Raw genomic sequence first — 12639 nt, forward strand, 5'->3', positions numbered from 1 at the left:
TAGCCAGTTTTTTATTTGTATTGAACTTCTGCAGTCACAGTTTCACCCGGTCGACAAATGAGATCGATAAAACTAAAATTATTACCTAAAGCATCAGTAACATATTCAGCTGTTTTTTCATTTATCTTTTTCACTTTTCCCGGAAACATCGCTCTCCAAACAAATTCCTTATCGAGTTTATTCACTAAAGAACTCTTTTCCCCCGAGTGGTGCAAGATAGATATTTTCCCGGAGAATACGGGTATATTTTCAACTGAAAGCCAACCCGTTGATGAAGTAAAACGAGGAAGCGTCGATATCCTGTTAGCCACAGCATCAGCATTAACACCGGCAATTCCACATACAATACCCTCGATTACTCCACTTGCCACTTCGGGATAATCGCGCCGTTTATTCGAATATAATTCATTCAGATAATGATAAGCAATATCTTTTTTACCGTATTTATAGAATATCATCGGATAATATGACATACTTTCAACATTTGTTTCTTTTTCAGCCATCATTTCCAATAAACGATCAACCCTTCCGGAATTATTTATAATTTCAAACCAAAGAGGGAAAACATTATTGCCTCCTTCTTGCAGGATTTCATCTTCCAGCTTATAGGCATAATAATTCTGTGTTTGTTCATTCCACCAAACAGAGTTGTAAAGCCGGGCATATTCCGACGCTTTGTTTTCATACAAACGACAAGAATCTTCATTACCTCTGACTTTCCATATCTGAGCATACGACTTCAACCCTTTGTAAACAGAAGCAATCAAATCTCCGGTAACAGTCAACCCACGTACAGACTCTTCATAAGAAGGCAAGCCGCGAAATGTTTTAAACTTTGGATCGACAAGCGTATCATCCTCGTGCATAACTCCAGGACGCTGCATAATTTTATCCGCCTGCAACTGCCAGTGATTTATATACTCGTTTGCAGTCAGACGAAAGAATGTTTCAAAACGAGGGTCATTGATGTATGTTTCATCACCAGTCCACAGATATAACCGGTAACAGGCATTCAGCACATCAAAATTAGCATTCAGATTATACCAGAAATCTTTATCAGAAACATAGTCGGCCGGTGCTGGTAAATTATCCTTATTAATCTCCCAATACGAACAATAATCTTTGGAAACAGATATATTTTCCACAAACCGGGTCAACATATTCAGATTTTGCCTACTATGTCCGTTTAACTCCTCTCCTATACATTGATGGGACACATCCCTCATACAAAAAGCTTCTCTGTCAGGAAGAGCCGCCTCATACCAGGGACCAACCGGATCACTATCATCACCCACATATTTATTGGAGTTACCGACGGCCCAATTGAATATTTTTACAAGCATCGTATCATTCGATGATACGCAGAATGTATTACGGGCAGTATCCTCGATATCGGGATACATTCCTTGAGATTGACTATACACACAGCTAGTCAATAATGCACATAAATAAACCAATTTCATAAATCAATACGTTTTCGGAAATGTCAATACTTTAGGAAAAAGAAGGTGTTAAAAGAGATTTTACCAACCACGCTTTTAACACCTTCATCTATTATTCAGGACAAGTTGTTATTTCCAACCTTCATTCTGTGTGATACGACCAGGATTCAAGTCAATCTCAGCTTGTGGGATCGGCCACCAGAAATCTCTTGCGGTATAAGCATCTCTCTCAGCAGGAATCAAAACGGTATGTTTAGGTGTGCCACTTGAGAAGTCGCGATATTCAATACCTTCGACTGGTTTGTTCATCACATCCAACAGGATATTCCAACGACGGATATCAGCAAAACGAAGACCTTCCTGTGCAAGTTCCACCCGTCTTTCGTTACGAATCAAATCCCGGAGACTGCCGTTATAACGTTCGGCAACCACCTTGTCGATATCGTTCGTATTGCCGGCACGGTCGCGGATCACTTTAATCAGAGATTTGGCCTCTTCCGTACTTCCTCCGGTTTCCACCAGCGCCTCTGCTCTCAACAAATAAGCTTCTGCATAACGGAAAATTATAAACGAGTTGTAAGTAGTCCATGTCTCTTCTTCATGACAATATTTCTTCCATGTCAGGCCGGTAGGTGTCTTGTTCCATTCACCTCCGCCACCTTCTGCCAACACATCACCTACACTGACTTCCTTGTCTTGCAAAGCCCCGTAATCCTTGTTAGGATCAAAATAGGTCTTACCCCCTTTTTCAACCACGTTGTTCGGAATCGTATTAAAATATTTGCCACGCATTTCCATACCCGGAGCGTAAATGGTCTGGTAAAAACGGGGATCTTTATTCAGATACGGCATAGTTTCGTTCCTATCACCCACATATTCAAAAGCATCAGCCAAAGCTTTCACCGGAGTCGTTACACAATAACCGCCGATAGACTGGTTATACCAGTTTCCCCAACCATTTGTAGCATCCAAGGAATAGCGTCTTACCAGAATTACTTCTTCCAGGTCCTCGCAACCGGTAACAAACAGTTTGTCAAAATCGGCCAGCTGTGGAGCGGAAGCAATCAATTGGTCCGTTTCATCCAGTGTAATCTGGAAATAGGATTTATCATTCAGATAACCGGCAGCATAAGCAGCAGCACGAGCACGGAGCAAACGGGCCGCTGATTTCCCGATTTTCGATTTATTGCTGGGTTTATCCGGTAATCCGGCAATTGCCTTGTTCAGGTCATCCAATATAAAATCAAATACTTCCTTCGGGTCCTGTACTTGCTTAACGTTTTGACTCTCCGCTACTGTAGCCGGATTTTCCGTATAAAACATGATATGCCCGAAGATGGAAACCAAATCCAAATAGAAATAAGCACGTAATGTACAGGCTTCACCCAAAACCTGATTTCGGTTAGCATCGCTTTCTCCACCGGGCCACTGATATTTATCGATATTATTGATCACATTGTTCGCACGCTGCACGGAAATATATCCTTTATCCCATTTGTCGGCAGGAAAAGAAGAAGCCGTACTTCCGAGACCTCGTCCCAAATCATATCCTCTGTTCCAGCTATGTGTAACCAGGCCATTATCCGTTACGCCATCCAGCCATAAATCATAGCTCTCGACATTCAACCTTTCATACAAAGCGGTCAACGCCTTTTCATAATCTTCTGCTGATTTAAAATAACCGTCTGCCGTAATAATACCTTCCGGCTCAAGATCTATATTACTGTTACAACCGCCTACCATACAAAGGGTAAAAGCCAAAGCCCCATACAGCAACGATTTCTTATATATTTTCATAATGCTCTATTTATTAGTTTAGATTAAAAGATAATATTTACACCGAAGTTGACAATTTTCAACGGGGGAAAATCACTGATTCTATCACTCTTTCCTTCCGGATCCAACCCTTGATACAAGCTACTAAATGTCAGCAGGTTTGAACCTGAAACATACAATCTCAGCTTAGTAATTCTCAGTTTATCCGTGATACCTTTCGAGAAGGTATAACCCAACTGGACATTCTTTAGACGAAGATAATTTGTCTTTTTCAGGAAGAATGAGTTGTAAGTAGAAGCATTGCGGTTGTTAGCTGCTTCCAGACGAGGCATTTCGGCATTTCCATTCTGATTATCTTCTGTCCATCTGTCACGGAAATGTACACCGGTGAAGGCTTCATAGCTCGGTCCTTCAATCCATTCCCCATACATCATTCGGTTTGCACCGCTTGATCCCTGGAACAACAAGCTCAAATCGAAACCTTTATATTCACCGCTGATATTCCATCCGTATGTGAACTTAGGAATATTAGAGGCAAAAATCTGGCGGTCGTCCGGATCGATCGTGCCGTCGTTATTTGTATCGACCAACTTCACATCACCGGCATGAAGATCAGACATACCACGCGGGTCTGATTTATACTTGGCACGATATTCTTCCAATTCCTGTTCGTTTGCGATCAAACCGTCTGCCTGGTAGATATAGAAAGCGTTCAAAGGCGAACCGATTGTCTGGATATTATAACCGCTGATATTCTTATCGTCACCACCGCGATCGATCCATTCATTCTTGTTATAAGCCAGGTTGAAAGAGGTGTTGAAAGTAAACTCTCCAAATGTTTTACGGAAACCGACCATCGCTTCCACACCTGAATTACGAACCACTCCAGCGTTTTGTTCCGGAGCATCCAAACCAATAAAATGAGGGATACCCAAAGCCAATAAGATATCTTTCGTATCTTTTGAATACCAGTCTAACTCACCATAAATCGAATTATCCAGAAAACCGAAATCCAAACCGATATTGGTCTGTTCCACTGTTTCCCAAGTCACATCCGGATTTGCCATCTTCTTTTGGTAAACCGCAGAAACAAGGCTACCATTCATGACAACATTCGAAGTGCTGTATTGAGGCAGATACATAAAGGCATCGATACGTTCGTTTCCGGTCTGACCCCAGGAAGCCCTCAACTTCAAATTATCCACAAATCCCAAATTCTTCATAAACCCTTCTTCCGAAATACGCCATGCTGCAGAGAAAGACGGGAAAACGCCCCACTTATTACCTTTAGCAAAACGGGAAGAACCATCAGTACGGATATTCGCTTCAAACAAATATTTATCCTTAAAACCGTAGTTTACACGTCCGAAGAATGAATTGATACCCCATTTTGTCGGAGATCCTTCCGCAAACTGGCTACCGGCCGAACCTAAAGAAACATCCGGTAAAGCATCAGAGATCAAATCTTTACGCTGGGCCATCGAGTAATAATTGCGGTAAGAGATTTGTTCCATACCGTAGAGCAATGCCAGATCATGATCATCACCGAAACGCTTTTTATAATTAGCCAGGAAACGAAGTGTCATCTGGTAACTGTTGTTACGTGAATCTTTTACACTATTCGGATTATTGCGCTGTGTAATCAGCTCACCGGCTTCGTTATAGTATTTATGATTCTTATAATGAATTTTTCTTCTGTCCCAGGAACCATTCAATGAAGCCATACCTGTAAATACCAAATCCTTTATAGGTTCGAAATCTGCTTTTACCTGTCCATAAACCAGATCCATATTATAGCGGTCTTCCCCTACGACATCCATGTCCATAAGAGAGATAGCATTTCTGTTCTGTTTATCCAAGCGATATTCACCATTTTCATATCTGACCGGAGATGTTGGCTGCATACTCCATACATCCGACTGCACGCTCCCCAATGCTTCGGGCCACAGGCGGTCGACATGACGGTATGTCACATCACTGCTAACTTTCAGCGTCTTGCCAATGTTCAAATCCGTATTTACACGATAGCTATAACGCTGATATTCCGTATTCTTGACCAAACCCGGCTGATCCAGATAGTCAAACGAGACCAAATAGCGTCCAACTTCGCTACCACCAGTCAGGTTTAATGTATGCTGTGTGATATAAGTAGGCTTATATACTTCATTCGCCCAATTGATATAAGAATTATTATATGGATCATCCCCTCTTTCCGTTGACAGAATATTATCTTCCGAATACTTGACCGAACCGCCGGAGTTGACCAACGCTTCATTAACCATCGTCATATATTCGCGGGCGGAAACCTGTTCAGCCCTTACCGCTCTGTCCTGGAAACCGATAGAACCGTCATACGATAATTTCACTTTACCTTCCTTACCCCGTTTGGTTGTCACCAAAATTACACCGTGGGCAGCACGTGAACCATAGATAGAAGCAGACGCAGCATCTTTCAAAACAGAAATATTCTCGATCTCGGCCGAAGGAATCTGACTTAAGGACATTTCAATTCCATCCACCAACACCAACGGTTTTGCATTACCGGTCGTACCGACACCACGCAGATAGATTTCAGGATCGTCACTACCCGGAGCACCGCCACGGTCGACTACCGTGATACCGGGACTCAAACCCTGTAAAGCCTTTGTGGCATTCACCACAGTCATCTTATTGATTTCTTCGCCCTCCAGCTTTGTCACAGCACCTGTCGTCGTTACCTTACGCTGAATACCATACCCAACAACGACTACTTCATTCAAAGCTTGTGTATCTTCCGAAAGTTTTACAGTGAGGAAAGATTTATCTTTTACAGTTATTTCACGAGTTACGTAACCTATATAGGATACTTGCAAAACAGCCCCCGGATTTACATCTATAGAAAACTTACCGTCCAGGTCAGATATAATACCATTCGTGGTTCCTTTCTCAATAACATTAGCTCCAATAATCGGGTCGCCATTGGCATCGGTAACGATACCTGTTACCTGATTGGATTGTTGTACAGATTTAAAAGCATCTTTTTTATTTAAAACGATTTGTCGGTCGCTGATGGTATAAGAGATTCCTGCATCTTTAAACAGATGATCCAGAACATCGGTAATCTTTCCGTTCTTTGTAGAAACATTCACTTTGTGTTCTACATCAACAATCTTCTTATTATACAGAAAACGAAATTCGGTTTGTTCCTCGATTCTGTTTAGTACATCCTCTATCGTTGTATTGCTCATACGTAATGTCAATGACGCTGATTGAGAATAGAGAGTAGAACTAAAAGCCTGTGTTATACTCACAATCAGAAACAACAGGTAAAATCTCATAACATGAAGAATTTTTATGGCAATGCTATGCCTTTCGATTTTTTTATCCGAAATGGAATTCATACATTTGTTTGTTTAGTTAGAAAATAAGGTTGACTTAAAAAAACTTTTTTTACAGCTAAACTTTGGAAAGGGAAGGTCTCGCACACCTTTCCTTTTTTATTTTTAGCTGACATTGATCCAGACTTACAACTCACTTCATAGGCATCAGAATTTAATAATTAACAATATATTTCATCTCAATACATAACTAAGACGTTTCAGCTGTTTTTTACCACATCTGAAAAAGCACTTTTCTTGAAATAATTTTGAGAATTATTTCTTCACTCTATAAACTTCTATTTTTTGCTTGCTATAAGCGCTGTTAGTATTAACAGTTCTTTTGGAGTGTTTAAACGTTATAGGCGCACTCATTTCCAACAATCGCAGTATTTCATCCAACGATTCATATTCAAATGTAGCACGGTATGGAGCATTAGCAAGGCTTGAGTCTTTTAATTCCAGGTCGACATTAAAAGTTAGCCCCAAACGTTTAAAGACATACGCTAACGGATCATCACGGAAGATCATCAGACCATCTTTCCAGGCACACCATTTATAAGGGTCTGTCCGGGTTATAAGGCATTGCTTGGTCAGGTTATTAAAAGAGGCACGTTCTCCGGGCACCATCGCAACAGGGGAAGAATTACCGAATGCTACATCGATCCGGCCATCTGCCATTGTTACAGAGGTCATGGAGTCGGTGTTGTAGGCTTCAATATTAAAAGCAGTACCGGTAGCTCGAAGTGTTATCTGTTCTGTCTTCACAATAAACGGATTCCCTTTATCCGAATGAACTTCAAAATATCCTTCTCCGCTAAGGAATACATTCCGTTCACCTTTCCGGAATGTCAAAGGGTATTTCAATGAACTTCCCCCATTCAACCATACATTGGTTCCATCGGGTAGACAAACTTCAGAGAATGTTCCATGTGGGGACTTCACTTCCTGGTATTCGATAGTATCGTACAAATCGTTATCTCTATTCAGGAACAGATAAGCACTAATTATCAACAGAGGAATAACAAGAATGGCCGCTATACGCTGCCAGTAAACCAGTGCAGTATGGGTAATATTCCTCTTTGTGGTTGCGATATTTGTAAAAATATTTTTCTCGGCTGCATATACGTCAATCTCAGATGGGTTAAAAGGCGGATTCATCACCTGCCAGATATTACGCATTTCCTGGAAATGTCGATCGTTCTCAGGAGATTGCTTTACCCAGTCTTCTAATAAACGACACTCTTCCGCTGTCGCTTTACCGGATAGATAAGCGGTGATTATATATTGTATTTGATCTTTATCTGTCATTTTTCTTCTTTTATAGTATTAAGACGTACGGGAAGAATTCTTCCACATGCTTATAACGTTTTTTAGGGAATACCGATCAATAGTAAGAGCATGAAAAAATCTTTCAGTTGTTTTCGCAAAATCTCAAGGGCTTTGCTAACACGCACTTCCACAGTCCTTTCCGACACATTTAGTTTCACAGCAATCTCTCTGTATTTCAACCCTTCAAAGCGATTCATTACAAATGCTTCCCGGTATTGTTCAGGAACTTGTTCGAAGGCATGGTGAAGATGATCATACAAATCGGAATACAACACATAATTCTCCGTATCATAACAATCAAGTACGGAATTTTCATAATCCGACTCATATTGACGGACTATCTCGAGATGACGAAATTCATCAAAACAACTGTTACGTACGGATTTCAGCAAATAAGACTTCAGGGATGTTTCTATTTGTATGCTCTTTCTGTCGTTCCACAGTTTCAGAAAGATCGATTGCACGATATCTTCACAAGCACTCTTGTCCTTTATGAAGTTACCGCAAAACAACACCAAGTCTGTATAATAGGTTCGAAACAATAATGAGAAAGCCTCCTGACTATCTTGTTTCAAAGCAGACAGAACAAAGTATTCTTGTTGTATATCAGGTTTTCTCATATTCATTTGAGCATAAACAATCACATCCCAAGCAGCTAAAGTAGCTACATTTTTTCATATAACAAAGCCCCCACGATACAAGATCGCAGAGGCTGTTTTTTTCTGTATTCCTTCCTCACGGAAGTAATTACAGTAAGAACTTTATTTTATTACTTAATATTAATAACCACTTTTTCGCCTGTCGCAGGGTAGTTGATAGGGAAAGCAGAGGCGCTGTATTCAACGCCTCCACCCCACCGCGTGGAAATTTTAGAATTTATATTTGATTATAAATTTCTTATTTTACGATTGCTTTAACAGCAGCTTCACCTTCAACAGCTACAACAACTACACCAGCAGGAGCAGCGATTTCAGCCTTATCAGAAGCGATTACTGTGTTAGCAACTGTCTGACCAAGAACGTTACTGATAGTAACTTTCTTACCCTGAGCACCAGAGATGATAACACCACCGTCTGTAGCGATTACGCTGATTGAAGAAGTTGTGATATCTTCATTGGCAACAGGATCACGTTGTACTTTTTCGCTGATTACGAATTCGTCACCTCTATCGAAACCAGAAACAACTACTACAGTTCCATTAATCCATTTCAAGTAACCTTCGTTTGAAATTAGATTAGCGGCATAATCTTCATAATAATCTGCTATTTCCTCAGCTGTATCAAAGTTTCCATTTCCAAGATAAGACTTGTACTGAGTTTGGATCTTGAATGTCTTAGCATCGCTGTCTGTATAACGGAATGCAAACTTAGCAACATTGAAATCAGGAGTATCCATACCTAATTTGATCGTATCACCATCTGCTTTCGGGATATACAATGTATCATTTGTATGGAAACCTGAAACGAATGACAATTTAGCAGCATTTTCACCTGCTTCAACTTCGTTGATATACGGGTTGTTGTGGATATTACTAATACCATAAACATTAGCTGTGTCAATCAAGTTAACCAAGAAGTCTCCGTATACAGTATCAATCTGATTAGAGATTTCAGGATCATGAGCTGGGTTGTTACAGTTTTCTTTGTGGAATCCATAAGAATGTCTTACAGCCAACAAATACTGATAGCAAGTATTAGCCTCTTCACCTTCACCACGATTGATATAAGCTGTATCTGCAAAGATTGCAGGATTTACATCGAACTGATTGATGTTATCAATATTCAGGAAGCTCAATGTATCATTTTCAACTACTGACTTAACATCAGCTTTTTCATACAATACCTGTGCTGAATTTTCTTTACGAGCCAAGCTGATAGTATCACCCCATGCTCTGTCGATCAAATGATATTCAGGAGCATCAGCCTTTTCTACTACCATCAAAGAGTTTTCGTCTTCTGCATAGATAGCCATTTGTTTCAAAGAACCTTTGTTTTCACTGTTGGCTACTTTTACTTTAACAGCACTCAATGCATCAGCATCAGCAGAGCTCAAATCATTGCCTTCTACGTCATTTATAATTCCAACGAAGTTGTAAGCTGAACCATCAGCCTTCAATTTCAATGCAAAACGTTCAGCACTATTAACATCGTCATTATCTGTTAAGTTTTCGTTGCAATAGTAATATTTGTAACCTGTTGCAGGATTATAGCTAACAAATTCACGGTTGCTTACTTTCTGGAATGCATACGGAAGGATAGCTAAACGACTATCTTTTGAACCATCTGGTGTTACACCATCAGCTTTCAGTTTCAACATCGGAGTTGTGATAAACAATGTATCGACAACAGCCTGTGTTTTACCGCTTACTTTTACATTTCTTGTAGCAAAACGCAAGTTCCACTTATCCGCATTATCCTTTTCAGCAGTCATACCAATCTGGTGGCTGTTCTTATGATTTTCTACGAAATAAGCGTGGTTGTTACCATCGATTGCATGATATTGTCCCAGTAAGAAGTTGTTGTTTCTTACATCGTTTTCGCTTAATTGTTTGTACCCGTCGAACATTGTGACTTTATCAGCAGCTTCCATTTTAACGATATCAGAAGCTATAATAACCTGAGAAACATGAGGATCCATTACTGTCATTGTACATGTACCGTTTTCGTTATCGCGGAACTGAACACCTACAATCACTTCTCCACTTTCACGGTTTTGCAAGTTTACAGTCTGATTAGCGGCATCGTAACTTACAACAGCCCACTGAGCTTCAGGAGCATAAGCATATACTTCGCTTGCAGGGATATAATCAGCTACAGCTTTTGTTACAGCAGAAGGCATATTAACTGTTATTTCTGCACGTTTTGTAGCTAAAACGGCACCCACTTTATATCTTTCTGCAGTCGAAGTTTCAGCTTTCTTTCCAGCGAAAGAGATTCTCCAGAATTCTCCAACCAATTCTTTTACAGGAATGATATTATCTGCTTCTAGAGTGATATACGGCCATGATTCAGTTGCATCTTTATCTACGCTTGTTGTCAAACAAACTTCCTCGTTTAAAGTCTGAATAAATAACTTACCAAAAGGCGTAGCATCTGTAGTGTTCTGATAAACAGAAACATTAGTAATCTTCTTCAGATTTTCACCTGTGAAATAAGAGTATTCAAAATAAGAATAATAATTTGCTTTATTAGCACCAGTTAATTCATCTTCATCAACTGTTACAAATTTAGCACCTCTTTTATTTGCACCAACATTACCAGCTCCCCAAGTTTCAGTTTTGTCAAGAACGATATATTCTTCATTTTCATTCATCAACCGGAATCTTGTACCAGTACCAACAGCTTTCAGCTTACCGGCAAAAACTTCAGTACCTGCGATCACTGTATCGTCATCCTTACCATTCTTAATAGTCATATTAAAGCCACCAAGCAAAAGAGCATTCAACTCATTTGCTGTTTTTAAGGCAGATGCAGATTGATAAAGACCAAAAATCGTTTCACCACTTAAACCTGAAATAGCAGCTACAGCGGCAGAATTAAAACCATTCTTATAATTACTTTCAGCAGTATACACAAACTTCTTCCCATCCACTTTGCTTGTAAATGTATAAGAAATGGCATTCTGATAAGAAGTTACTGATACTTTCCACAAATAGGCATTATAATCTTCAGTGCTTGTTGTAGAAATAGCTTCAAACTTAACAGTACCGGCTGTTTTATCATATTTAAGAGCCAAAGAAGCATCATCTTCTGTTTCATCGCCAGCACCCAAGAAGTAATAATCACTACCTACTGATTCGATTAAAGAACCACCATCAGTTAAAGCACTAGGAGCTGTGAAAGAAGCAAATGTGAGTGCATCGTGAGTGGCTGAAGCTACTGCTATTTTATCTTCTGCACTAATAACAGACAAATAAAAATCTTTTGCAGCAGTATCACTGTAAGTCTTAGCTAATTTTGCCTGCTTTGCTACAGCATCATAATAAAAAGCATAAGCATCATCTTTCTTATCCTTCAGATCCAAATACCAACCAATACCCGCACCTAAATATTTACCATCAACATTCTTCAAATAGAAAGCGCCATCAACACCGTCCACAGAAGCAGCTTCCAGCGTCCATTCACTACCAAATTCATCCAATGCGGCATCACCATCGGCATCAATAGTCATATCTGCAGACAACAGACCTGTAACTTCACCAGTACTAGCATCTACAGAAGCACCAATAACATAAGAATTTCCAACCTTAGGACCATCTGTTGGCACAGTCAACTTTGCATCCACGGTTGTCCAAGCTCCGGCCAGCAGGAGACTGGCCACAAGTGTAGAAAACTTTTTGTTCATAATTTAAAAATTTAATATTAATACTAAAGTGTAATAAGTTCAAATCACAAATCGGAGCGACTCCCATTTCCAATGCATGGCGAGTTTTATCGTTCCTTTTTTCTAGTCATTGTTTTTCGGGTCGAGGCTTTTCGTTTGTGAAAGGAGCTGTTTTGTACTAAGTTTGCTATTCGATTGATAAGAAAGCATATAGACTGATGAAAAAATTATCAAAAAGAGTGGTTGGTATTAAACTATTTCATACTTTTGTAGACTAGAAAAAAGGAACGATAAAACTCGTCACGTCCTTTTTTCGAAAATCAGCCTCTCTCTCAACCCATTACAACCCATATTCAACCTGTTTTTCACCTATATATATAATGTACGTACGTACATCTTTATATATAACT

At 39.8% G+C, this 12639-nt stretch carries 6 protein-coding genes; all 6 read right to left on the minus strand.

The window, feature by feature from the left end:
• Nucleotides 1-11 precede the first annotated feature (11 nt).
• Complete coding sequence (locus BQ7394_RS21145; RefSeq protein ID WP_075559225.1) at nt 12-1463, minus strand: trehalase family glycosidase; 1452 nt, start codon at nt 1461-1463, stop codon at nt 12-14.
• A gap of 108 nt (nt 1464-1571) precedes the next feature.
• Nucleotides 1572-3239 (minus strand): RagB/SusD family nutrient uptake outer membrane protein, encoded by a 1668-nt coding sequence (locus BQ7394_RS21150; RefSeq protein ID WP_075559226.1) that lies wholly within the window; start codon nt 3237-3239, stop codon nt 1572-1574.
• 23 nt (nt 3240-3262) lie between these two features.
• Complete coding sequence (locus BQ7394_RS21155; RefSeq protein ID WP_235848791.1) at nt 3263-6535, minus strand: TonB-dependent receptor; 3273 nt, start codon at nt 6533-6535, stop codon at nt 3263-3265.
• Nucleotides 6536-6850: 315 nt separating this feature from the next.
• The gene (locus BQ7394_RS21160) at nt 6851-7885 is read right to left on the minus strand and encodes a FecR family protein (protein ID WP_075559227.1); all 1035 of its coding nucleotides are present in this window, start codon (nt 7883-7885) and stop codon (nt 6851-6853) included.
• A 62-nt stretch (nt 7886-7947) separates the two neighbouring features.
• Entirely contained in the window at nt 7948-8526 is a 579-nt protein-coding gene (locus tag BQ7394_RS21165) for an RNA polymerase sigma-70 factor (protein WP_075560149.1), read from the minus strand.
• A gap of 277 nt (nt 8527-8803) precedes the next feature.
• Nucleotides 8804-12250 (minus strand): DUF6383 domain-containing protein, encoded by a 3447-nt coding sequence (locus tag BQ7394_RS21170; protein WP_075559228.1) that lies wholly within the window; start codon nt 12248-12250, stop codon nt 8804-8806.
• Nucleotides 12251-12639 lie beyond the last annotated feature (389 nt).

Source organism: Parabacteroides timonensis (assembly GCF_900128505.1).
Classification (GTDB): Bacteria; Bacteroidota; Bacteroidia; order Bacteroidales; family Tannerellaceae; genus Parabacteroides; species Parabacteroides timonensis.

Bases quoted from the DNA above. Each gene is read 5' to 3' on its own strand.
- BQ7394_RS21145 (WP_075559225.1), bottom strand. From the start codon at position 1,463: ATGAAATTGGTTTATTTATGTGCATTATTGACTAGCTGTGTGTATAGT.
- BQ7394_RS21150 (WP_075559226.1), bottom strand. From the start codon at position 3,239: ATGAAAATATATAAGAAATCGTTGCTGTATGGGGCTTTGGCTTTTACC.
- BQ7394_RS21155 (WP_235848791.1), bottom strand. From the start codon at position 6,535: ATGAGATTTTACCTGTTGTTTCTGATTGTGAGTATAACACAGGCTTTT.
- BQ7394_RS21160 (WP_075559227.1), bottom strand. From the start codon at position 7,885: ATGACAGATAAAGATCAAATACAATATATAATCACCGCTTATCTATCC.
- BQ7394_RS21165 (WP_075560149.1), bottom strand. From the start codon at position 8,526: ATGAGAAAACCTGATATACAACAAGAATACTTTGTTCTGTCTGCTTTG.
- BQ7394_RS21170 (WP_075559228.1), bottom strand. From the start codon at position 12,250: ATGAACAAAAAGTTTTCTACACTTGTGGCCAGTCTCCTGCTGGCCGGA.